Origin of the sequence: Citrobacter sp. wls717 (assembly GCF_005280955.1) — a bacterium.
Lineage (GTDB): Bacteria > Pseudomonadota > Gammaproteobacteria > Enterobacterales > Enterobacteriaceae > Citrobacter > Citrobacter werkmanii.
Genome location: NZ_SZWW01000038.1, coordinates 185489 through 208712 on the forward strand (window position 1 = coordinate 185489; position 23224 = coordinate 208712).

At 49.2% G+C, this 23224-nt stretch carries 18 protein-coding genes and 1 pseudogene; 2 read left to right on the forward strand and 17 right to left on the reverse strand.

All coding sequences use genetic code 11. From position 1 onward, the window contains the following. Nucleotides 1-229 precede the first annotated feature (229 nt). From FDX09_RS19155 to FDX09_RS24030, 15 genes and pseudogenes are all read right to left on the reverse strand, one after another. On the reverse strand, nucleotides 230-3601 hold the full coding sequence (locus FDX09_RS19155) for an ImcF-related family protein (protein WP_137347708.1): 3372 nt from the start codon (nucleotides 3599-3601) through the stop codon (nucleotides 230-232). Beyond that, the gene (locus FDX09_RS19160; RefSeq protein WP_137347709.1) at nucleotides 3594-4802 is read right to left on the reverse strand and encodes a hypothetical protein; all 1209 of its coding nucleotides are present in this window, start codon (nucleotides 4800-4802) and stop codon (nucleotides 3594-3596) included. The genes FDX09_RS19155 and FDX09_RS19160 overlap by 8 nt, the downstream gene beginning before the upstream one ends. A gap of 2 nt (nucleotides 4803-4804) precedes the next feature. Then, on the reverse strand, nucleotides 4805-5068 hold the full coding sequence (locus FDX09_RS19165) for a PAAR domain-containing protein (protein WP_032418592.1): 264 nt from the start codon (nucleotides 5066-5068) through the stop codon (nucleotides 4805-4807). 80 nt (nucleotides 5069-5148) lie between these two features. Further along, the gene (locus FDX09_RS19170) at nucleotides 5149-6207 is read right to left on the reverse strand and encodes a hypothetical protein (protein ID WP_137347710.1); all 1059 of its coding nucleotides are present in this window, start codon (nucleotides 6205-6207) and stop codon (nucleotides 5149-5151) included. A gap of 562 nt (nucleotides 6208-6769) precedes the next feature. Then, a complete protein-coding gene (locus FDX09_RS23980; RefSeq protein ID WP_249360029.1) occupies nucleotides 6770-7111 on the reverse strand; it encodes a hypothetical protein in 342 nt (113 codons plus the stop codon). 102 nt (nucleotides 7112-7213) lie between these two features. Further along, a complete protein-coding gene (locus FDX09_RS19180) occupies nucleotides 7214-8008 on the reverse strand; it encodes a hypothetical protein (protein WP_137347711.1) in 795 nt (264 codons plus the stop codon). 2 nt (nucleotides 8009-8010) lie between these two features. After that, nucleotides 8011-10953: a glucosaminidase domain-containing protein gene (locus FDX09_RS19185; RefSeq protein WP_137347712.1), complete on the reverse strand. Its 2943-nt coding sequence runs from the start codon at nucleotides 10951-10953 to the stop codon at nucleotides 8011-8013. Between the two features lie 12 nt (nucleotides 10954-10965). After that, entirely contained in the window at nucleotides 10966-11448 is a 483-nt protein-coding gene (locus FDX09_RS19190; protein ID WP_121529348.1) for a DUF3828 domain-containing protein, read from the reverse strand. Nucleotides 11449-11478: 30 nt separating this feature from the next. Next, nucleotides 11479-13836, reverse strand: coding sequence for a type VI secretion system Vgr family protein (gene vgrG, locus FDX09_RS19195; RefSeq protein WP_137347713.1), 2358 nt, complete (start codon nucleotides 13834-13836; stop codon nucleotides 11479-11481). Beyond that, nucleotides 13833-14120, reverse strand: a complete 288-nt coding sequence (locus FDX09_RS19200; RefSeq protein ID WP_137347714.1) for a hypothetical protein — start codon at nucleotides 14118-14120, stop codon at nucleotides 13833-13835. Before FDX09_RS19200 ends, vgrG begins: the two co-directional genes overlap by 4 nt. 164 nt (nucleotides 14121-14284) lie before the next feature. Next, nucleotides 14285-14419, reverse strand: a pseudogene (locus tag FDX09_RS19205) (type VI secretion system tube protein Hcp); the annotation flags it as partial. A gap of 59 nt (nucleotides 14420-14478) precedes the next feature. After that, nucleotides 14479-16146 carry an OmpA family protein gene (locus tag FDX09_RS19210; RefSeq protein ID WP_137347716.1) on the reverse strand — a complete coding sequence of 556 codons (1668 nt, stop codon included), beginning with the start codon at nucleotides 16144-16146 and terminating at the stop codon, nucleotides 14479-14481. Then, complete coding sequence (gene tssL / locus FDX09_RS19215) at nucleotides 16146-16835, reverse strand: type VI secretion system protein TssL, short form (RefSeq protein WP_137347717.1); 690 nt, start codon at nucleotides 16833-16835, stop codon at nucleotides 16146-16148. The genes FDX09_RS19210 and tssL overlap by 1 nt, the downstream gene beginning before the upstream one ends. Then, nucleotides 16832-18181 carry a type VI secretion system baseplate subunit TssK gene (gene tssK, locus FDX09_RS19220; RefSeq protein WP_137347718.1) on the reverse strand — a complete coding sequence of 450 codons (1350 nt, stop codon included), beginning with the start codon at nucleotides 18179-18181 and terminating at the stop codon, nucleotides 16832-16834. Before tssK ends, tssL begins: the two co-directional genes overlap by 4 nt. Nucleotides 18182-18193: 12 nt before the next feature. Then, nucleotides 18194-18565 carry a type VI secretion system contractile sheath small subunit gene (locus FDX09_RS24030; protein WP_137347719.1) on the reverse strand — a complete coding sequence of 124 codons (372 nt, stop codon included), beginning with the start codon at nucleotides 18563-18565 and terminating at the stop codon, nucleotides 18194-18196. Nucleotides 18566-19319: 754 nt separating this feature from the next. Between FDX09_RS24030 and FDX09_RS23735 the strand changes: the two genes are divergently transcribed. Continuing rightward, on the forward strand, nucleotides 19320-19487 hold the full coding sequence (locus FDX09_RS23735; protein ID WP_170973252.1) for a hypothetical protein: 168 nt from the start codon (nucleotides 19320-19322) through the stop codon (nucleotides 19485-19487). Between the two features lie 84 nt (nucleotides 19488-19571). On the opposite strand, the gene FDX09_RS19230 is transcribed toward FDX09_RS23735, so the two are convergent. Continuing rightward, nucleotides 19572-20204 (reverse strand): DNA-binding protein, encoded by a 633-nt coding sequence (locus FDX09_RS19230; protein WP_085047793.1) that lies wholly within the window; start codon nucleotides 20202-20204, stop codon nucleotides 19572-19574. 281 nt (nucleotides 20205-20485) lie between these two features. Between FDX09_RS19230 and FDX09_RS19235 the strand changes: the two genes are divergently transcribed. Then, nucleotides 20486-21094: a DUF1062 domain-containing protein gene (locus FDX09_RS19235; RefSeq protein WP_137347720.1), complete on the forward strand. Its 609-nt coding sequence runs from the start codon at nucleotides 20486-20488 to the stop codon at nucleotides 21092-21094. Nucleotides 21095-21169: 75 nt separating this feature from the next. On the opposite strand, the gene FDX09_RS19240 is transcribed toward FDX09_RS19235, so the two are convergent. Next, complete coding sequence (locus FDX09_RS19240; RefSeq protein WP_137347721.1) at nucleotides 21170-23068, reverse strand: methyl-accepting chemotaxis protein; 1899 nt, start codon at nucleotides 23066-23068, stop codon at nucleotides 21170-21172. Between the last annotated feature and the right edge of the window lie 156 nt (nucleotides 23069-23224).

The following is a 23224-nucleotide window of genomic DNA, read 5'->3' on the forward strand; positions in this document are numbered from 1 at the left end:
GGGCGGTTCAGTTAACGCGAGATACTCTATCCTCATCGGAGTGAGCTTCCGGGAAAGCGGATCCTGAGCGAGCGTCATATAAACGATATGCGGTGGGAAACGTTACATAATCATGGGACAAAGGAATCCTTCCTTTGGCGCGAGATTATGCTTCAGCCAGTCACAGAGCCATGCCTGACACTGCCGAAAGGCCATAAACTACCACGGGGATAAGTTTGCCCGCCCATCGTTACTGGCGCTCTTCTGCGCCAGCGGCGACACTGAAGATAGTATCGGGCAGCGTGAATCCCTGTAGCTTCAGTAATGCAAGAGGGCCATTGCCGAGCTCGCTGCGCATCACAAACTTCAGAGGATTGCCATCGGCAGTGATCCACACCAGTTGCGTACGGCTGGCATCAAGAGGTGTGATCCGGGCTTTGTTCAACAGGCGAATGAAGCCCCAGTTACCCTGATTACTGGCGTAGAGTTGCATGCCACTGTTTACACTACGCCAGTTGAGCGAGACGCCTGGATAGTAAGTATTCCCCGGCCAGATAAAACTCTGCCAACTTTCCATCTGATTGAAGTAATCCAGATGCTGCTCATCGAGGGTCAGTTGCACCCTGGCAACATCCCGTGAAGGACGCGCCATCAGTTCGAAGTTAACACCGGCATCGCCCTGAGAAAACACGATATCAGACAGCTCAGCCAGCTGATTAATCGCCCGGAGAAAATCCGGACTGATAACCATCCCCTGACTTGCGGAAGGGTCAATGACCCAGCGATTCCCCTCCTGGTGGAGGATCCCGCCAAGATTCGTTTTCAGAAAGGCAGTGATTCGACCCGAGTCGCTACGCAGGAACTGAGCCAGTAATGGCAGGGAGGCATCGCTGCCAGTGGCTTTAAACGGGTACCGTCCCGCAAAGGCCTTATTCCACTGTTCGACAATGGTTGCCTGCCAACGGGCATTGAGGCTACCCGCAGCCGGGACAAGTACCTGCCGCCAGGCCAGATCAAGCGGTTGTACAAACAACGACTGGCCAAATCCATTCCACTCCTGCCCCAGACTCGCCGCAACCAGACTGCCGTAGTCGCGGGTATCGGTCAGATCGATGGCTTTGCCCTGGAATATGGTCTGAGCCAGCATCTGAGACATGGCCTGCGGATCCGGGGCGCTGGTGACCTGCTGAAGCTTGAGCCGCACCTGAGTTACGCGGGCCAGCCAGGACTGGAAACTGAGATTACCGTTTCTACCGGTACCTTCTTTACCTTCCATCACCCCCATAAGTGGCCCAAACACCCCATCGAGCGGTCCTTTAGGACCCTGAGCTTGCTCTATAAACTGTTTTGCATTTTTTTTCTGACCGATCAGCTTCTTCGCTGAGTCCACTATCGAGTCGGCAAGTAGCTCCCCCTTCTGCCCCGTTTTCCCCTGGAAGTTTAGCGTGTTCATCAGGGCAACCAGCGGGGACTGACGGACATCACCAATGAGACTGAGCTGGGCAATCGCCTCAGACAGTGACGCAGCTTCCTGCCACTGAATGCTGTTGACCATTTTCAGCCAGGCATTACCAAAATCGGTAAAGTAGCGTTCAGTCAGGCGGGCCTTCAATGCCTCCGGGGAGATATCACTCCCTGTCTGATGTGTCTTCTCCGTCAGCACCCAGTCAATTTCATCGCGGCGGGCTTTGACGACTTCGTTAATCGCATCCTGTACCTGCTCTTCCCAGGCCTGACGCGTAAACATTCCCGGGACGACTTCGTCAGTGCGGAATACCGTTGAGGCATCAGTATCGCCGGTCATATCGGCAAGCGTTAAATCAGGCCAGTTGCTGGCCACGCGCTTAAGCATCTCCTGATATAACCCGGACTCAGCGTTCCGCTGGCCTATTTGCTTGAGCAGGATCTGACGGACCGTACTGATTAGTTCAGCATCAGGCTTAATTTTCCATTCCGGGTGTGCCGGGAGGTTCTGCGCATAGAAGCTCAGCAGTTTCGGGGCCAGCGCCTGCCACGTGCCATCCGGCACATTCTGGCGTTTCGGTAAGGCTTTCAGCACGTTTTTTGCCAGCCATTCTGCGTCCGCTTTGTCCGGACGAGCCATCATCAGATAACTTTTGAGCACGTTGTAGGTATGCTGTGTGCCCTGCGTACGGGCATCACTGGCAGGAGGAAGTTGCACAAAGGCATTCAACTGCTGCCTGAGACTATCTGCTGTGGCATCCCTCATCAGCTGTGCGTTATTTTTCGCATACAGCGGCCAGAGTGCGGCCAGCGTGTCGCCGTCCTGATTAAGACCAAATCGTGTGTACCATGGAGCGCCGGTCGCCTCACGATGTTGCAGACGGGCAATGGCTTGCTGTAGTACGAGCTGGTTGTGCAGGCGTACAGCCAGTGGTTTTGCGGTATCTGCTGCCTGCCTCGCGGTTTCCTGCGCCTGATAAATTTGGGTACGGTTAACGATCAGGGACAGCAGTGTACCGGCCCCCCACAGAACAATCAGGGAAAGCAGAATTAACCGCAGCATCTTCAGCCAGTCGAAGCCCAGCTTTCTGCCGCTGGAGGCATCACAGTCATCAATGACGGCTTTCCAGGTCGGTGTGTCGAGGCGTGTGTTTGGTATCGTTCCGGTAACAGCCAGGTCTGGGCTGAACATGACACCGCGTAAACGCCAGGCCGCAGATCCCTGCATCAGCCCGCTGAGCAAAACAGCCAGACTGTCTTTCAGCTCCAGCCGTAGTCGGAGGGACAACTGAAGCAGACCGAAATCAGCCGGATTATTCAGTATCTTTGCCATACCCACTTTTTGCAGGTGTAGCGCCAGTGTAGAAAACCCTTCACCCGCACTTTTTACGGTGCATTCCGGCCCGAAGATAACCCCTGTCGCCGCCGTTTCCTCGCCCTCCTGAGCACCGGTAGCGTTGTCAGTCAGCCACAGCCAGACAGGCGCCTGCCAGCCAAGCTGATGGTCGGCTTTCTGGCGGCAACGCAAGAAGGCATCCCGTTCACTATCCGTAGGGAGGGCTGAGGTACTTATTACCTGAATGATGCCATCAATCGGTTGCCCGGATCGCAGGCGCTTCAGTTTTGAAAAGAAGATCTCATCCGGAAGTGACTGCGCGTCACCACCATAAATCAGCACGTTGCCGTCGCCTTCCTGCCATAGGTCATGACACAGGCCCGGGGCCGCTTTTTGGACGTCGTCCGGATTACCCATCACCAGCAGGAGTCGCACCTTATGTTGCCAGCGACGTCCATAGCGAAACCGCAGATGCTCAGACACCGCGTCTTCGCTGAAGACAGGTTCTTCGTCGTCGTCTTCGCTGGCAATGGCATTCATCACCGGAGAGACACACTCCGCTTTTTTCTGCCCCCACTGGAAATACAACCCGGATTTACCCGCGTGGTCGAAAGCCTTCTCAGTCAGCCAGCCGAGTAAAAACAACGCAGCAACCAGTATGGCGCATAATGTGAGTATGCGTTGGCGGTCATAGGGTCCGAAGCCGGTGGCCGAAGCCACGCGTTCCGGAAAGGCATAAAACAGAAATGCCACGATGACCGTCAGAAAAAAGGCGACAGTTACAACAGAGCCAATGAGAGTTTTTACTTTTACCTTAGACATTCCTGGGCGATTCCTTGCGAACTTCTTCTTTGGTGATGACGGCGATCCAGATGTCATCTTTGTCAGCGGCGGGTTGTGCGGCGATAACCTGCACCCCTCGTTGTTCAAAGACTGCATCGGCGAGGGTGATAGCAATCCATGGAGCCGCATGGCCGGAGTAACCCAGCACAGGGTCGATACTGAAGTTGTCTTCTGAAAGGCTAAATTCAACTCCGCTCTCTTCGCAGGCATTATTCCAGCTGCTGCCTTTCGTCAACGTGGGGCCGGAGATCCAGCTTCCTTTAAGTTCGTCGGGCCTGGTCTTTGCCCAGAGCAGCGCCCGGGTGAGTGACTTTGTGAGCGTTGTTTCTGCTCCCTTTTCGGGGCGATGAAGGCGGAGCGCATCCGGCCAGGCGTGAGTTTTGCGGTTGCTCAATACCACCATCGAGACGGCATCAGCGTCTTCTTCCCGGGGAGAAGGCGGTAAGGACAGCGTGATAGCAACCAGGATGCCCGGGTTGTCCCATCGCTTGTCCAGCCAGACATCAAACGCACCCAGACCTTTTCCAGCCAGCAGGCGAAATATCCTACCTGTTTTGAGTAAGAGCTCGGCTTTTAGCTGCTCTTCAACCAGGGGATACAGGTCACTGTCACAGTCCAGCATCAGCCAGCATGGCAGCTCTGAAGGAAGTGGCTGAACGATTACATCTACACGCGTGGTCAGCTTGGTGACCGCTGCTGTCAGCGCTTTCAATAAATCCGTCTGATATTCTGTTAATGCCGCGTATCTGACCGGTTTGTCGCATCCTCTTGGGTGTGAGAAATCGATAGCGGGAGCAGCGACCTTCATTACCTCCAGCAGGTCGCCGGTTTTGTTTCCGGCCGGACTCTGAATATATGTGCCGAGGATCCAGACGCAGCGCTGACCGCGCAGAATTTCACTGTCGATGAGTGCTTCCCGCGCGGCATTGCGTGATTCAGCACCAACCTGTTCTGCTTTATAGGCAAACCGGCGTAAACCGAAAATAAGCCCCCAGGTGCAAAATGGAAGAGCCAGAGCGGTGAACCAGAAGACAAAGCCGCTTCGCTCTGACGTCCAGCACCATAGCGTGAGTGCTATGCCCGCCAGCATGACAAACGCGAGAAAAAGCAGCCAACGGCCGGTGCCGGGACGCGCTATCTTAGGAGCCTTTTCAGGGATGGCATCCAGCCAGACGGGCATAATCAGGCAACCTTTGCTGCGGCAAATGAACTAATCAATGTGCAACCACAGGCACATTTGTGGCCGTGAAAGGCAACCGGGATACCATGATCAAGGTAATCAGGGTTTCCTTCTACGATGGTTGTAGGGCCATGTCCCGGAACCGGGCAGGACACTTTGTCGCCTTTGCGGGCAACGCCGATACCGCCAAATTTCATCGTTTCTGAGGCGGTCAGTACTGAACCACCGTGGGTAGTTTTATCGCCTTTACGGATAATCTGGAGCATTTTATTCCTCTCCAGGGATAGGTATCCCCATGTTAATTGATGCCACTTTGTTAGCTTTTAGTGTGAAATCCAGATACATATCACCTAGCGTGTAACTGATTTTTTTCAGGTGTTATTTGTGCCTGATTCGCAGTATAGGCTTTAAACACTTTATCAGCAGGGTCGCCAACTTTTATTCCGCGTAACGTAGAATACGCTGGCGTTTCTATGTTAATTGCCGAGATTATATAATCATCATCAATTGTATATTGTCTCTTATCATAATTGGCATTTGAGGAAACCAAACTTATATCTTTATAATTATGCATTGTGTATTTATATAACCCTCCGGCACCATTAGGGAAGTCTCCTATATAAGAAGAACCTGTTTCGTCTTCATCTATGCCAGAAAGTTTATTGCTATAGAAAGAACCAATCCCAATCCATTTCTTATTTTTTATGACAATAAAGTCAACAATATTAATTTGAGTGCTATTAAGAAGTGTGGTGGTTGGATTGAATTCTTTTAGTTCTGATTGGGGAATCCAGCCGAATACATCTTTTCCCGAAGTTGTCACATACTGTGCCAAAATGAAACCTGCATATTTTTTGAGGGCATATACATTGTCACCTTTTATAATAAAAGTGCTTTCTTTTGGGCAGTTTCGGTCAGGCGCATTATAGAGCATAACCTTTGTCTTAACCGCTGTTGCGAATGCATTGCTTGGTGTTTTGAGCCCTCCGCTAAAAGCCTGAGTCGCCGCTAAATCAGAAACTAATTCACAATGATTTTTTATAGGGTGATTGCTTTTTATGTCGATGTGTTTTAGTTGTGATTTGTCAAGCCATCCAGTGACTGACCATGACTCATTTTTTGCATAAGAAGCAGAAACATAGCCGTTGTATTCTGTATGCCCGGTTATAATATCTCCTGGCACCAAGAAAAGGTCTTTTATTTTGCAGGTTTTATTCGGGGAACTAAAGAAATGAAGCCGCTTTGTGGATATCACTTCAAAAGAATTGTTATCCGGATTAATGTAAGTTTGCGATGCTTCAGATTCTCTTCCATAATTTCCGCAAACGTCGTTCGCAAATGCAACACTGGAATATAAATAAATTGAGATTAGGAAGATAAACTTCAGAATTATGCATTCCTTCATTAAAAGTCCTTTTATCGCTTTGAAGTATGTATTTTTATTAAGGCTCTACCTTGAGCCAAGTATGAATCATCCATGTCTATGTATGCTGAATCAGCAATAACTGCTATGGTTTTTTCGGGTAGTTTTCAAACGAAATAGACTGTACAATATTCGATGAATCAAGGCAGAAGCTTAGCTTCATATCAAAGTACTGATAAAATCTGCAACCGTCCTCAGTATCCTTATGACTACTCATTCCATATTCTGAAGTTACCATATTCCAGCTGTCGCCGACTTTTATGCCTCGTGTGGTTTTATATTTATTATCAATAAATGTGATCGCTGACACATATGTATCATCAAAACCTAATCTTTTCGCTATTATCTCATTGGCCTGAGATATTGTCACAATTTCGTTTTTAATTGTTAAAGTCCAGGATTCGAACCCATTATTAAAACCGTGATTGTCGGGATCAGGAAGTTTTAAACCAGACTCTTTAGCCCACTTATTTAATTCAGGTGTGGCCTTTCCTAAAAGAACGGTTTTTTGGCCATTTTCTGTCCATGCAAAATCATCGTAGGTTCACTCATTATTCTGTTCATCACCAGGGGCAATTTCTTCGTTCTTTACCCATCCATCAACAACTGCGCCATTTTTATTAACAAAGTTTACGAAACTATATTCTTTGTTTTCTCTATACTTAAGCACTTTATCATTATTGATGATGAATATGCTCGTCCTACAATCGCTATTGGGTAAAGAATAATAATAAACTCGTCCCTTTGATGTAGCTTCTTTGGGTACTGGTTCTTGAGAGGGATTGTAAGAATAATAACTATTTTCTGCTTTGCAATTAGTTGAAGCGATTGAATTCCCTGCAAATAGCAACAATGACAAAAACAAATTTAAATTGAGATGCTTCATTATTTGATCCCTTTAAAACTGGATCATCAAAAATCAGTTCATTGCCGAAATAATGGTAGTCATCGCAAAGCCCTCCAGATACAGACTCATTTCTCAGAACCATTATTTAGGTGGGACATCAGACATTTCTATCATGCTAACTGAATCGTCTTTTTTGCAAAAAGTTAATTTCATCCAAAAGTAAGGGTAAGATAAACATGATTGTCCGTCAACAATCCCCTTGCCTTTGCCATATTTATCTAACATATCATTCCAACTGCTGCCAATTGAGACACCACGATATGTTTCGAACCCCGCGCCAGATATGTTAAAGATAGCTAAATAGGTCTCGCTATCATTATCGATCCTACCTTCTATGGACTTATCAACTTCGTTAAGTCCGACATATCCTCCATCGAATGATACTGTCCAGTTGTTTTCATCAATTCCAGCCAATGATGGGTCAGACAATTCCAGTCTGCTTTTCTGTGCCCAGCTATTAAATTTTTTAGATGAGGAACCTAATAAAATAGGCGATTTGCTTTTATAGGTTACTAGAAAATAATTTATATTTATAACATCTTGTGTGTTATTTTGAGGTGCTACTGTACTCACGCCATTTGAATGAACCCACCCGCTTGTTATTTTATTTTTGTCACTTAAATAACTTACATATGTGAAGTTTTGACTTTCATGATATGCAAGCAAATGATCACTATTCACAACAAACAAATCTTTAATTTTGCAGTCTTCTTCTGGAGCAGAATAGAAATACAAGCGATTCTGTGTGTTTACAATCATTTCTTTTGGAGGTGAATTTATTAAGATATTTTTAGATGCTATATTGTCAAGGCAAGCTCCGTGTGCGCCAGTGATCATTGAACATGTTAAAATAAAAAATGGTAGGTAGGTTTTCACAATCACTCCTTGTATCTAGGGATATCAAACACTATATCGGAAGATATTGCCGAAAGGTCATGGCCACAAATTTTTCGGATGTTTTTAGATATTTCATTTGCCCAGTTGACAGACGATGCGTATTCATGACTGGCTGGGGCTTCAGGATTCCATTTCATCTTGTAAAGAGTGTTTTGGAATTTATGTTTTGTACTGTTAACAAAATTTGCAGATATATATTGAGCACCACCATCAATGGCAAGTTCAGGGGTAAACCATCCTTTATAGTAAGCTGTGCCGAGTCCGCCCAATGTAGCATTGTTGTCAACGGCCCCAATCCCGTACATATTGTATACTTTCCTCTCGCCTTGATTTTTATAATTGAACGTTCGTCCTCCCCCCATTCCTCTTGGACTACCGTTTCCTGTTTCAACTACCGCGTGAGCAGCGAGATAACATTCATTTATATCGTATTTCTTAGCCGCTTCGATAAATATCTTCTCTTGGCCAGATAGTGTTCCTTTACCACTTAAAAAAGCCTTTAATTGTTCCTCTGGAACTCCCATGTAGCCTTTGATCACCAAGAACTGAAATATACCACCCCCCTCTTTATCTTCATATTTCTCTGGGTTGATATATTCCCCCACAACACGTTCTCTTGACGCGGGTGATATTGGGTCATTTCCATACATATTTAACACTGTCAGTTGCTTCTTCAACATTTCTTGTAGTGTAAGTTTATAATCAGTATATATGTATTTAATTTTGCTATTGAGCTTCATCATCCCCAAAAACATTATTGGATGCATATGCCATAATGAAGGCCCGAGCTTCTCAGTGGACACATCCTGCATCCATACCATTTGATCAAGAAAATCTTCGCTGTATTTCTTCCATTCCGGAGCGTCTTTTTTCAGCGGATTCAGGAATGGTTGCCAGATAGCATCGTCTTTTTTGAAGTACCAGTCGCTGGGATGTTTTACAATAGTTTTCTGAATGACGTCACGATAATCAGGGTTGTGAAGTGCTCTCCAGTATTCCATTGGAGAATAGCGTTCACTTCCGCTGTCAATTTTATCCAGCAGGCGCTGATAATTATGCTTAACCAGGGCATGACTGGTTCGCGTATCACCGGTCGCAGCCTCATAGAGCGAGTTGATAAGGCTGCGGAAGAATCCAATAGGCTGGTTTTTTCCATCCAGATAATCAAAACTAGTAGGCTCTGAGGTTTCAGTTCTAAAACCTAGCTTCGCCAGATCATACTGTGACAGAAGTTGAGGCTCCGCCTGGCCTTTGGGCACATAGGCATTTTCCGGCCGCAGCTGCCAGTATTCTTGCTTTGTTGAGTTATCAGTTTCTGTTGTGACCTGACTCAACGGTAGAATTCCTGTCCGCGTTGTTGACGTCGCCCCCTTTGCGAAAGTGCCCTTCGCAACATCTTTTGTGAAAAGAGCAAGACCAGGAGAATACTTCAACCAGAGCGGGTTTTTCTCCCCCACTTTTTCTGGGTTGGTCAGGAAGTTCTCCAGATTATCATCCATGCTCGTGCATTCGATATGTACCTGGTATCGTGCCTCATAACCACCGTCTTTTGGTGCCTGATAGTAGCCCATGTGGCCGAGCGGGTCACCGGCCTTAATAGCAAATGGAGAACTGAGACTTACTGTCTTATCGAATACCATGACTTCCTTTGCGGGAGGAAGCAAATGCCGCCACCAGCCTGGACCGGCCCCCGGCGCTGGCTTAATATTGTTGTTATCCACAACAACCCAATAGCGCTGACCAGGTGTGAGGATACTGCTGGTTTCTTCTGGTAATCCTTTTAGTATCACAAGGCCATATTTTCGCTTGTTATTTCCTGTGGCGTTAAGATTGCTGTCTGCTGGGTCCCACTCCACTCTTGCCCCTTTAGGCATGTGTCCGGCAATTTGTGGTGAAGTTTTATCTGAAGTCAGTTTCGCCGTCAGCCAGTCCATTTCAGAATATGCTCTTAGAGTATCCTGAATGACCCACTGATTTTCTGCTTCAGCTTCATAAGCTGAATACGGCGCAAGATGCATATACAGGGTGTAGAAATGCAGCCCGCTGGATTCTTTATCACCCGGTTGAATGTAGTGTTTTACCAGCACAAATGAGCCGGAAAAACTCAGTGGGCCGGATTCCCAAGCAAGCGTCAGATAGTCCTTGCAGATCCGATAAGCAACTACTTCGCCGTCAGCCATGCAACGTACAGCCTGCTCGCCTTTGAAAGCAACCGGGAAATCGAATGCCTCCAAAGGTGCCTTGCCACTGAGAGCACACCACGGTGTCGTGGTATGTGTTATATGAATACCGCCATGCCACATCCCACTACGGCCAATTGCGTATTGTCCGGTTGACTCCCCACCCAGATGCGAAAGGATATCTTCCTGACTACGAAATTCAGTTCCACGGTTGTTAGAGGGGATCGGCCAAACGATATTTATTTTCCCCTTAGTAGAGGCTGTACTTTTATTTACAGCCGTTGCACCAGCAAAGCTATAAAGTTTATATGCAACACTATTTTCCCTGTACTCTTGGGCAGGATAGAATCCACGGTCCTGCACAAAGTCAGACACCCATTTGGCTCCATCGAACATGGTCATATGGCCATCGGTATGCTTTCCCACGGCTTGAATGATTGCAACATCACCGGCTTGTTGTCCTGAGATGGAATAAACGCCACCACTAATTACCGTTGTTACACCTTCAACAGGTCTAAAATTATTTTCAACCAACCAAGGCCCGTAATCTTTTGCTGAATTAATTCCGGAGTTTTTTGCCGACAGCCCACCAGAAATCAATGCCAATTTTACATAATGTGCACATCTGGACTTTCCATATCTCAGTTTTTTATCTTTGCCGCTATCAAAATTCTTTTTGTTTATAGCAGCAATAGACGCCGCATTTGATTTTAACGTGCTCAGAGCAGTGTTTTGATTGAACATTGTCTCTCTCCGTTAGCTCTCGTTGCAATGGCCTGTTTTTCTGGATATGAACTTCACCGAATTCATTAGCCATTTGTCATTCTTGAGAACAAGGCCGATATCATATTTTGATTCACTATCAGCATGTCCAAGCGTTAACTCAGCTGCAACCTTATTACTGCTCACGGAAGATGTTTTAACCTCGATTTCATTAACCCAGTCAGGACATATTTCCTGAGCGTTGATAAAATAATCAGCCCCAGTATCATTGTCACTGTTAAGTTGCTGAAGGTGTTGCGTCGTATAGCTATCAATTGCCTTCTGACTTTTCTCTGCACCACTCTCCACATCAGGGTCGTTCCACGCGGTGAGATAGTCAGAGTAAAACTTTTTAACAACGAATTCTGGACTTTTCGCATCGAGTGTCGGGCTGTTATTTTCTCCAAAACTGAAGTTTAAAAATATTGCGAAAACAAAAGTTAACAGAAGCAATAAATTTTTAAGCGTTGATTTCATAGTCTATGTTCCCTGTTCACTATTTTTGTATCAGTCATTGAATGACTTACTGCTGATCTTATTTTCCTGGATAATATCCGTCAGGCTGAAATTTGGGGTTTCATTTGGAAGATTCGCGCCAGTACCCGGTACCATATAATTCGACGTCTTCATAATGAACTCACCTGATGAACCATGCTCAATGCCGTTTTTACTCAGCCTCAGGTAAGACCCACCACCGTTAAGCGTCAGCGTTTCCGGGGTGCTGATAATTATTTCATCTTCACTACTGGTCACCGTCAGCTGCTTTTCAGAAAACAGGGCCATCGTGTTGTGCTGCGCCTGAATCTCGATGTCTCCCTGGTTGGCAACCAGCTTCGCCCCGTCTTTATGCACAAACAGACCGAGGGCTTTTTCAACGCTCACGGACAGATTTTTCATCGCACCGATATCAAGATGCTGGCCTGCATTGATCATGGTATTGCCGATGCTGCTGAGCTGAAGGTGTTCACCTGAGGCCATTGCCACCCCCTGCGGAGCGCTACCCAGCAGGACCGCTGACTGGAGGTCCCTGATTTTGTCGGTCACAAAATTAATCTGGGTGTTGATGTCACAGACCAGGGCTCCGGCGGCTTCGGCGGCGCTGTTCAGGGCCTGCATCTGGCTGTTGGCCTGGTGAATCTGGTTAATGGCAGGGGTCATTTCCAGCACCGGGCCCTGCGCTTTGGCCTGGGCATCCGCCGTCAGGAACAGCCCTTTTGCCGCACGTACTGCACCATGTTCATCCGTTCGCAGTTCAAAACCGGCGCCGCGCTTTTCTCGCTGGCTGTTGACCAGGTGCCCCAGGTTCAGCTGCGTTTTGCCATATTCCGTCGCAAGCTTGATATGCTCTTCCTGGCGCTTATCTTCCATCCGCAGCTTATTGTTCGCCGGCGTGCGCCACACGTTCCGCGTATGATTATCGCTGGTGACATGATCCGGATGATCTGAGTCATGCAAGGCATAAGCGATGTAGGGACGATCCGGGTCTCCGCCGTCAAATACGACAGCCACTTCCGTTCCGTCGATAAGCGGTGAGTGGAATCCGTATGTATCACCGGCATAGGGTTTCGCCAGCCGCAGCCACAAATACGCATAGCCCTGTTCGGTATTGTTGCGGTCAAAGTCCAGTTTCACCCGGTAGCGGCCCTGTGCGTCGAGCCAGGAGTACGTATCACCTTTCTGTGTGCTTTCCACCCGGGCCGGAAGCGAGCCGGATATTACCGGGCGGCTGAGCAGTGCCGGACGCCAGCAGACGGTTTCGCTGTAGGGGATACCCTCAAAGGTCAGCGTAAAGCTGCTTTTGCGTGAACCGCTGGTGCGTACCGTGGTGATGACGATGCCTTCCCTGACAGCATCGGGTAACGTGCCGTCCGTTTCCAGTACCTGACCCGGAGCCAGATGGGGGCTGGAGGAATGCCCGCTGACGCGGGACTGCGCGTTCAGAATACGTTCATGACGCAGGCGGGCGAAGTATGCCCCGGTCTCAGTGCTTTCAGCGTCATCGGCTGTCAGGAAAGGTTCCGCATAATGGTATGTTTCCCCGATGGTGATCCCTTCCTTGCTGAAAATGCTTTCGGCACTGTCCTGAGGTTTCAGCGCTTCACGGTAGTTGTAGTCCCGGGTGGCCACACTCCCGCTCACCACCTTATATGCGGTCTGAATATCCCAGATGCTCTCCTGCCCGCTGTCGCTCATCCCGGCCTGGTTGCGCAATGGCAGGGTGACACCAAATTCATACTGCTGCTGGCTGTCCTGAAAAATCACCACGTCCTGCTCAAGACGGCTGTCCATTTCATAGCGCCAGTAAATGCCCACCTCCGCCAGTAGGCGCTGGATAAATTCCAGGTCAGTTTCCCGCCACTGGGTGATGAGCTCCCGGGAGGGATATTCGCGGGAGAGCCGGAACTCAAAATCATGCTCTTCCAGACCGTGTTTACGCAGTACCTGTTCGACCACCTCAATCACTGATTGACTGAGGTAGATTTCGCTCCCTTTCGTATACTCCAGCAGGGCGATACGGGGAACGATCGTCAGCGCATAGTGGGTCTCATCATTCGAGGTGGACACGCGGCGAAAGGATTCCACCACGCCAAACACCGTCCTGACCGGCAGCGCAGGTGTTCCGTCAAACACCGGGGTCTGGAAAGTAAATGACGCGGGTTTCAGCAGTAACGCGCCGCAGGCAATATCCACAGAGGAGCTGGTGACCGCCACGTCATACCGCCAGGGCTGACTGAGGGATTCCACCGCGCTGTAGTGCAGAACATCCAGAAATTCGCTGCATTCATGCACCTCAACCCGGTACCGCGACTGCCCTAAAAGCTGCGGTACCACGCTAGTTGCCTTGTTGATCAGGGAACTGCTCATGACGGATCGCCTTCTGCCCGTTCATCAAACGCCAGCACAATGCCCTTTTCGTCATCCCAGGTCAGTTGTAATGAGGAGGGCTTTTGTTTTGCCGCTATATGGCTTAACAACTGTTGACTCAGAACCGGCAGGTCACCTTCACCCTGATCCAGCGACTTTAACAACCAGTGCTCAGGCGTGATTTCTGCATGCGCACGGTTCTGACATAAAGAAGCCGCCCCCTCCAGTGCTCTGGCGCAATAAGGGTTAAGTCGTCGTAGCAGGACTGCTGAATAATGTTCCATGTCGTTCCCTCTTGTTCAGGCACGCTACCGCCCTTGACCGTCAACCGATGCCCATAAGGTTCATGCCGATAAATTGTGTGACTGCTCTGCAAAGCGTCCACCTGACAGGCGCTGTGCGGAGCAATACAAAAATGGCGGGCAGAAGGGATATGCCCGCCAGGGGCTTACGCCGTGGTACGTTCGTTCCAGGAATCGGAATGAATGATGTTGCCGTCTTTGTAGGTCCAGGAGATTTTTTCGTAGCGCAGCTCGATCTGCTCAAGGTGGTTATGCTTCTCAAAAGAAGGATCCTTGATGTCAGCGCCGCCATCGTCTTTCAGCCGTAGAAAAACCGGGATTGCCATGTTTATTTCTCCATTTATTTAGTTGAAACGTCACTTACATCCTGTGACGCGTGTTTTGCATCTGCCAGACGACAGGCGTCAGCCTGCGGTACCAGGCTGATCTCGACACGCCGGTTGTGCGCACGGCCATCAGGCGTGTCGTTTGATACAATTGGTCGGCTGTCACTGTAACCCTGCACGGCAAAACAACTTTCCGGTATATCCCCGGTATCACGCATCCAGTTACGGACGGCCTCCGCTCGTTGTAAAGACAGGGTCTGGTTGAGTTGCGCGCTGCCGGTATTGTCTGTGTGTCCGCTAACCACGATGAGCCAGCCTGTTCTGGCTTTGATCCCCACCAGTGCGTTGACGAGTATTTTGGTTGAGCCGTCTTTAAGTGCTGATTTGCCAGAATCAAACAGCGACATGCTGTCGAGCCGTACAATTTTGGGTACCGGTTTTGGTTTAGGGGCAGGTGGGGGAGTCCAGGTATCGATAGCCTGCTGCAAGGCCAGCCACAGGCGTTGCCCCGGATAATAGCCCAGGCTGTAACGTAAAGGCTCTCCCTGACGCTGCCACCGCTCAAGCAGGAGCACATCCTGTTTCAATGCGGCCAGTGATTCTGCTTTAGGACGGTAATGTTTCATGGGAATAGCATTCCAGCGCTGTAAATTGGCACTGACATGACGAATAAGATTACGATTATTAAGCGCGGACATGCCCATAGCCGTCAGAACGCACAGCCACATCAACAGAACCAAACGGCGGGTACGCTGGCCCCCCTGAACTGTCGAAGTAAACGGTACCAAAAGTGGCAGAACGGCATCCGGGAACAAACCGGTATGAAGTGGCTGCAGGGATTCCCGTGAAAACTGCAAGCAGGTGCGGGAATAGAGCCAATCGGACCAGACAGACTGAGTCTCTGGATTGATTACTCCGAGGCGCATAGCCACGGAAAATACGCGCACAGGCGGTGTTAACCGGTCAGGTTTCTCCAGCTCATCGGCCAGCATATTACGGATAAAGGAAAATGCCTGGCTGACTGCTGGCAGCGCCAGGATATTGTCTCCCGCCTGCTGCCAGTCAATGAATGCCTGAGGCGAATCATTAACCGGGCATACAATCCGCTTATCACCCCGAACGATTATCCACGGCGTTTCAGGCCCGGAAAATTCGGCACTCAACACAACCGGCAGTGTGAAACCCGTCAGGGATTTAATCTGTTTACACTGCTGGCGGAGCGTTTTCAGTGCGGAACGCAGAACGGCTTCATCCTGATGATGGTCTGGCAGGCAACGGTACATCACCGAGAGCTGTCCGACCTGGCGCGGGAACTGCTTCTGTATGCTGCGGACAATGTCAGTTAACCGGCTGACGTCACCGGCCCGTAGCCACCATCCCTGGGCTGTTTTACGCAGAGGACCTCCCTGAAACAACGTTTCCAGCATGTCACCACACACCAGTACAACGGGGCCCTGGGTGTCGAGTAATGGCAGTTCAACAACCGGGAGGGTAACGTCAGAAGCAGGCTCTTCACTCCGACAGTTTTTAACAACATACCCGCCTGCCAGAAGGAGGAGCAGCAGAGTGATCAGGCCGTTAAAAACGTTGCCTGTCGGGATAAAACACCACAGCAACCACAGCAACGTGGCAACGGCTACCAGGGTGTGCAGGACTACCGGAATGATGACTGTTCTACGCATTAGCCATGCAGCTCCGGTATTTGTGCTGACAACAGAGCCTGAAGCCACAGATGGCCCCCCCACCAGATAACGCCGGTAAGAATGACGGCAAGCGCTATCCAGAACCAGACTGAACGGAACAGACTCCAGCGATGTTTCCCCATCAGGTCAACAACCAGTGACAGACCTGCATCAGGCGGAGAAACGCGTTCAGAAAGGGCTTTCACTACCTCATCACGCTGCGACTGGCTGACCTCTTTCAGGCTGTATAACCCCTGAAAACCCAGGGCAATCACCCGGTGATAACAGGTTAAAACGGCCGGGTTCGGTGAGGGCTGACGCAGGACTTCTGCAATGCGATCCCATAGCGCTTCACCTGCCCGAAGTGATCCAAAAAACCGGGCCTGAAGCGGCGCTTTACGCCAGGCTATCTGGCCTTCATCAACTTTCGTCGCCTCTCCTTCCTCGCTTTTTTCAGGCTTACGGCTCATCACCGTCTCGTCAAGCAGGGCGCATTGTGCGTAGGAAATATGCCCGACACTGGCCTCGTCATAACCGGCACGCTCCAGCGCTTCCCGCACACTTTCAACCTGTTTAACGCATTTGTGGTAAAGCGCAGAGCCATTAAGCGTGACAGCGCCGTTCTTCAGCATGGTGACGGTGAGCCAGGTCTCCGCCATCAGCTGGTCGATATCAATATCCTGTCTCATGAGCGCAATACCGCAAACAGTTCAAGTTCCAGAGCGCCAAGTAACTCAGGCACATAGAACATACACACCCCCTGCTCCAGCATTTCATGCGCAGCGGAGCTTTCCATATCAAGCGCGAAGTACTGGTTCTCCATACGTACAGGCAATGCTGCCGGGACCCTGCTCACCGGAATCAATGGAATCCCCCTGAGCGCGGCACCATATATGGTATTAACCTCATCAGGTGACCCCGCCTGACAGAGTGCCGGGAATTTGTCGGCAACCTGCCAGGCAGGGATATCTGAGCGCACAGAGAGCCAGAGGTCGGCCTCTTCACGCAGACGAATATCGTGAAGGTTGGCCTTCCATGTCTGTCCGTCCGGGCGGGACATTTCCAGTGCAATGACCCGGGATGGCAGACTTGCCTCCAGCAACCCCGCTATCAGGTCAAACAGCGGGGGAAACGCATTGGCTGGTTCCTCGTGGTCATACCCCGGTATAGCGTCAAGGTCATGGTCCAGGGAAAAGGTCAGCATACTGCCTGCCAGACGAGCGAGCTCCGCCCACACCTGTTCAGGTGGACGGCAAGGAAAACGTTCGTATTCCGTCAGCACTCTGGCGTGAGAATTCAGTGCATTCAGCAACCAGAAAAGGGAAACATCCGCGACAGCAAAATCGGCAAGTCTTTCGTTGCTTTCACGACGCATGGCCATCAGACGCTGGCGTCGGGAGCGTAACTGGCGATTGAGCAGCACCAGACGTTCGCGAAGAACCGGACTTGCTCCGAATGACGCCACTGGAGGAATAAAAGACGGATCCTGTCGCCACGCATTTGGTCCATCCCGGAGCAGTCTTGCTACCGGGCAGACTTTCCAGGCCTCATTACTTTCATGGGCAAACCGGATGGTGAAATTAAACCGGGCAACTGCCATGGATTCTTCTTCAGAACCAAAAACATCCGGTATAGTTACCCATTCCTCCCGGTAACGAAGCGGACGGTCAGCGGTCATGCCTTCCTGTTCAACATTAACAACACCGGGCTGCAAATGAGGGAGTGCGATAACGACTGTTACCGCATCCAGACCAGCCAACAGATCCGGGTCTAACTCGCGAGAAGGGGGAAGCAGATCGCTCCTTTGCGCATCAATCAGTGAACCATCTTCCAGCCAGAGGCGTAACTGCGTAATCTGGATCAGGCCGGACGAAAGAAAACTGTCATTAAACTCAATCTTTTCCACGCCCCAAGGGAACGGGGTGGCTAGCGCTGATGCACCGGCACTGCGAAAAGATTCCCATTCAGCCTGCTGCTGGAACTGCTGAGGGGACAGCAAAGCCCCCTCGTTCCACAGTGGACGATAAATTTTCATCCCTGTCCTGCCTTATGCTTTTGCTTTAGGCATCCGGGATGCCACAGACAGATTGACGTCCATGCCATCGACCTGGAAATGAGGGATTGCAAAGCGTTTCACACGGAAGAAACCCGGCTTGTCCTCAATGTCTTCAACAATGACTTTGGTATTGCGAAACGGATGGGACGCCTGCAGATCGTCGCCTACGCTGTCGAAATTGCGCTTCGAAATGTTTACCTTTTCGCGTTCAGACAACGGACGATTTTCCCGGCCATGACAGAAGCCCCTAACTGTCAGCAGTTTCAGCGGCAGCTCGGTTTTTTTCTGGGCCCCACCGGTGTGCAGGGCTAAATATAAGTTAATACGAGCTTTGGGTATTTCTTCCTGGTACGAACCGGACATGCAATGTTCCTTCATTTGACGTGTCTACGACAGCAGATGAAGTGAAAGCCACAGGAGCTTTCCACAGAACGACTCCACCGCCCTGACAGCGATAAATAATGATGAATAAAACAGAGGGTTACGATGAAAATCGTACGCCGGTTGATGGCGTTAACAAGTCTGCACGCCCAATGCAAATGTAAATAATAATTTCACTTAAAGTCCGTCACTGCTATTTTCCATTTCAGAAAATGAACAAATATTTCTTTCCGGATCCATTGCCCATAAAGGATTTAAGCGTATACAACCCGCCATCGCGCCACTTAATTCCCGTTATTAATTATTTCGGTTAAGTAACAATTTAGCGCTCAGCTCCGATTAAGTTTTTCCAATCTGATGATTATTCAATCCGCAAACTTCACCCCATAAATACAAACAACATAAACAATATCTTTTGACAATTATTAATTACCCACCATGTACATAAAGCAGAGAATTCAGAGTGGGTTTTATGTATATTTTAAATGTTAAACCATTTTCCAGAAAATAAAATTATTTATTCCAGGAACTTATTCTCCATTGAAAAATAATTCTTCACAACAATAATCATGAATGCGTCAAAGTATTTATAAAATAGATATATATTCCAGCAATCATTGATTAATCGCCGAAAAAGATCGAATTTTAAAAATTGAAGTGTGAAAATGGTCTGGCTTTTCAAAATACCTCTGCCAGCATATGCCATAAATTCCCATTAAGCCGAGAACGGTTATTAATGAATCCAACTTTTACGCTGCCGGCCAAACTGTCGCCCCTGGCCTATCGTCAGGTTGCCAATCAGGCCTGGTGCCCTGTCACAACCGGCGAGCCATTGCTGAATTCTGCCCGTGATATTGCCGAAAGCTGGCTGAATGCTGTGATATCTGCTGCAACGATGCCATGATTCAGTCCCACATCGTCCGGGCGCTGTCTCCCCAGGATGCGATTAACTATCTCATTGAACGTTGCAAGAAAATATCTCTTTAGCTCAGCCCTGAGCCAGGCGATAAAACGGTACAGGCCTCATTGTTGCAGTGAGATTATCAGACACCAATATCTGGCCCGTCGCTACCCGCATCCCTGATTTTCTCAACCTCAGTACGTCAGCTGCTATACGCTGGCTGCCAAACCAGAAAAGCCCGTCCAACGCCGTGACATCAAGTCCTGATTCGAGCGCCATCTTCAGGCGTTCCCGTGGAGATTTCACCGCTTTTGCGATCTGCTGGTAAGGGGCTTCGGTCAACCCTTCTGGATCTATGCGCCGGATACGATGCGACAGGCGATACTGAAATTCATCCGGTATACCGTCAAGGCTCGCTTTCAGGGTATATACACACCCAAAGCGTTTACCATTAAAGATGACGTTTTTCTGGCTAAGCTGTAGCGCGTCACGCACGCTGGCAATCAATTGCGGGGTGCGAAGTAATAACAACCGAAAAGGCAGCTCAAAGCTGGTCACATAGTCCACGTTCAGTAAGGCAATACGCAGACGCTCTTCCGGTCCAGCCTTCATTTCCCGACATTCAGCAATGACGTCAGCCCATTGGCCGGTAAGACGAGAACTTTCAGCAGCCTCTGTAAAGCTGTACTTTTCAGTCTGATAATCAATACGTCCGCTCACACGGCATTCCCTTCTGGCCACATTTCGGTATTTGCTGCTCACTTTACCAGCGACAGACGACTACCGAAAGCCCGGCAACCTAACAAATATTGATTCAACTCATATACTTAATTGTTATCACACTGATAATCTCATGGAATTCATTGGCTGGCGGACAGGGTCACCGTGTTAGAAATCTTTTCTTAACCCACTGAAAAATATCTAACAAATATTTTTCTCATATAAAAACGATGGTTCGTTCAATACGGATCCGAATTTATTTGGGTTAAAAAAGGTACGGTATGAAAGTCACATGGACTGTCACTCCTGCCGGGTACCAGCGTATTACCAAACGCTGTCCCGCATGTAATGTAAAACGCGAGTTTGCACCTTCCGGGTCCTTCAGGGTCAATTCACAAAAAAAAGTGCTCGATATCTGGAGCATTTATAAATGTAGGCATTGTGAATATACGTGGAATATCTCGCTGTTCTCACGGCTTCACATCAGCAAAATTAACCGAGAGCTGTACCAGCGGTTTATCACTAATGATGCCAGTACGGTTCACTATTATTCTCATGATAAAGCCACTCTGAGCCGAAACAACGCTGAGCTTGCGGGTAAGCCTGATTTTCGTGTTCAGGAACAATGGCAGGCCAGCATCAACATTGACCAGCACTTCGCCGTCAGCATCAGGCTTACCTGTGCTTTTCAGATCAGTGCGCTATCGATATTGAAGCGCCAGCTTTTACTCAGCACGGCGGAGATTAAGAGCCTGATAGATGAAGGTCATATTCGCGGTATCACCATGAAAGAACTCAAATCCCGAAAGTTACGGACAGCAAATGTCGATTTTCACTTGTCTGCGGTAACGTTGTATGCCCGGCGAAGGGTGGTTCTGGCGCCACGTTAATAGAATAAGGCTCATCCTGAGGTAATGAGCCCTCCCGATCCGACACCTTTGCCGGATCGGGATAGCGGTGTCATGTCAGACAACAAAACGATTAACCAGATCCCTCATGGTTACTGAGAGGTTATCCAGCCGCTGGCTGTCATTCGCGGCCTGAGAAACCAATGCCGCGTTTTGCTGTGTAACCTGCTCCATGGGTCTCAGCGCCAGGTTTATCTGGGAAACACCCTGCGATTGTTCCGTCGCTACCCGGGCGATATCGCCGATATATTGCTTCATACTGGTGGTATTATCCGCCGCCGCTTTTAGCGCGGTAGCTGATGCGGTAACCCGCTCAACGCCCTCGCTGATTTTTACCATATTCTGCGCCACCAGCTCACGGATCTGATTCGCTTCTTTAGCACAGCGCTGTGAAAGGTTACGCACTTCACTGGCTACTACCGCAAACCCCCTTCCCATCTCTCCGGCGCGAGCCGCTTCAACAGCCGCATTCAGCGCCAGCAAATTCGTCTGAAAAGAAATATCATCAATTGAGGTAACAATATTTGAGATTTTCTCACTGGAGGAGCGAATATCCCCCATGCTCTGATTTGCCGCGCTGGCGACGTTACTGGCCTGGCGAACCTCTTTTTCCAATCTTATTGTCAGGAGCTCCGCTTCGCGGGCATTGTCCGCCGTTTGCGTAATCGTCGTTGAGAGCTGTTCCATACTGGCCACGGCTTCTACAATCGATGCGGCCTGTTCATCGGTGCGCTGGGCCAGATCCTGATTTCCCGCCGTAATACTGCTGCTGGCATCGTACAGCACCAGAGAGCCTTGTTTAATCTCCTGCACGATGTGCTGAATATTTTCCAGCATCGTGTTATAGGCGCGATTGAGCGAAGAAAGCTCGTCTTTACCTGGTGTCGCCAGACGTTGAGTCAGATCGCCGTTCATACCCGCAATCTTGTTTAGCGTGTCGCTGAACTGACGGTGCATATTGAGTGCGATGGCCCCGGCGAACGCCAATGATGCCAGTAGCGCCAGCAGGCTCACGGCCATATATATCTGCCAGTTCTTACGCGCATCCTGCGCGAGTTTTATCGCACTTTCCCACAGAAGATTCGCTGCCACATTTTCAATCTGTCGCATCACTTCAATACGCTGGGTTTGTACCTTAAACCAGACGGTAGGATCGACGTCAAATCCACCATTCGCCGCATGACTAAACGCAGCTTCGCGTAATGAAAGCGCTTGGGTAGCGTCGGTGGATTGTAAGCGACTTTTGAGCATGGCGGCCTGTTCAGGTGGACTCAGGCGCAAAGATTGCGCCAGCCAGACATTCTGTTTACTGACCACATCGCTAAGCTGATGTAATTGTCCGTCGGCGAAATGACCAGAGGAAAAGATATTTGCCAGCAGCGCCCGCTCAATACCCGCTTGCTCCTTCAAATTCAGCAGGTTGTAGTAGGCTGCGAATGAATTCGCCATCTCGCCGGAATCCGTCAACGTCCCTAACCGGCCCACAAAATTCAGTACATCAGCAATAACGTTGGTATAAAACTTAACCACCTCAGAGGCTGGCAGACCCAATTGCGTCACCTTTTCCCGGAGTGTCGCCAGTGACAGAATATTTTTCTTAAACGCGGCGACCGAGGTAGTGACATCCCCTGCCTGTAAGCCGGTATCGGACAGCGAATCCACAAATACCTCGATCTCGCGATCGGTTAAGGCCCGTTGTGCGTTTAGTTCATCTTTGAACGTCTTCCCTTCGGCCCCAAGAAACCCGACACTCATTCCACGCTCTTTTTGCAGTTCATGCACCACATTTCCGGCACTGCGCGCGAGGGCTGTCAGTTGGGCAATATTCTCCATCTGTCGTTCTGTTTCGATGCGCGTCCATATTCCTGAACCAGCAAACCAACATAACGCCAATAATAGTGGTTGCAGCGCGATTATTAACTTCATTTTCATCGGCATTCGATAAACCCACCACATGCCACTTACCTCCCTTATCCATATTTTCGTCATGGTTATCGGCGTGGTGTTGCTGCACTTTACATCTTTTCAAGAGATACATGGCTATTTATTTGGTTTAATATTGTTCAATATACCTCTATATAATTAGAACAAACAGGATAAACATCCATTTAT

Coding starts and splice junctions, on each gene's coding strand:
- FDX09_RS19240 (WP_137347721.1), bottom strand. CDS start 23,068: ATGTGGTGGGTTTATCGAATGCCGATGAAAATGAAGTTAATAATCGCG.
- FDX09_RS19190 (WP_121529348.1), bottom strand. CDS start 11,448: ATGAAATCAACGCTTAAAAATTTATTGCTTCTGTTAACTTTTGTTTTC.
- FDX09_RS19155 (WP_137347708.1), bottom strand. CDS start 3,601: ATGTCTAAGGTAAAAGTAAAAACTCTCATTGGCTCTGTTGTAACTGTC.
- FDX09_RS19235 (WP_137347720.1), top strand. CDS start 20,486: ATGAAAGTCACATGGACTGTCACTCCTGCCGGGTACCAGCGTATTACC.
- tssL (WP_137347717.1), bottom strand. CDS start 16,835: ATGAGACAGGATATTGATATCGACCAGCTGATGGCGGAGACCTGGCTC.
- FDX09_RS19160 (WP_137347709.1), bottom strand. CDS start 4,802: ATGCCCGTCTGGCTGGATGCCATCCCTGAAAAGGCTCCTAAGATAGCG.
- FDX09_RS19170 (WP_137347710.1), bottom strand. CDS start 6,207: ATGAAGGAATGCATAATTCTGAAGTTTATCTTCCTAATCTCAATTTAT.
- FDX09_RS23980 (WP_249360029.1), bottom strand. CDS start 7,111: ATGAAGCATCTCAATTTAAATTTGTTTTTGTCATTGTTGCTATTTGCA.
- FDX09_RS19210 (WP_137347716.1), bottom strand. CDS start 16,146: ATGCGTAGAACAGTCATCATTCCGGTAGTCCTGCACACCCTGGTAGCC.
- FDX09_RS19165 (WP_032418592.1), bottom strand. CDS start 5,068: ATGCTCCAGATTATCCGTAAAGGCGATAAAACTACCCACGGTGGTTCA.
- FDX09_RS24030 (WP_137347719.1), bottom strand. CDS start 18,565: ATGTCCGGTTCGTACCAGGAAGAAATACCCAAAGCTCGTATTAACTTA.
- FDX09_RS23735 (WP_170973252.1), top strand. CDS start 19,320: ATGAATCCAACTTTTACGCTGCCGGCCAAACTGTCGCCCCTGGCCTAT.
- tssK (WP_137347718.1), bottom strand. CDS start 18,181: ATGAAAATTTATCGTCCACTGTGGAACGAGGGGGCTTTGCTGTCCCCT.
- FDX09_RS19185 (WP_137347712.1), bottom strand. CDS start 10,953: ATGTTCAATCAAAACACTGCTCTGAGCACGTTAAAATCAAATGCGGCG.
- vgrG (WP_137347713.1), bottom strand. CDS start 13,836: ATGAGCAGTTCCCTGATCAACAAGGCAACTAGCGTGGTACCGCAGCTT.
- FDX09_RS19200 (WP_137347714.1), bottom strand. CDS start 14,120: ATGGAACATTATTCAGCAGTCCTGCTACGACGACTTAACCCTTATTGC.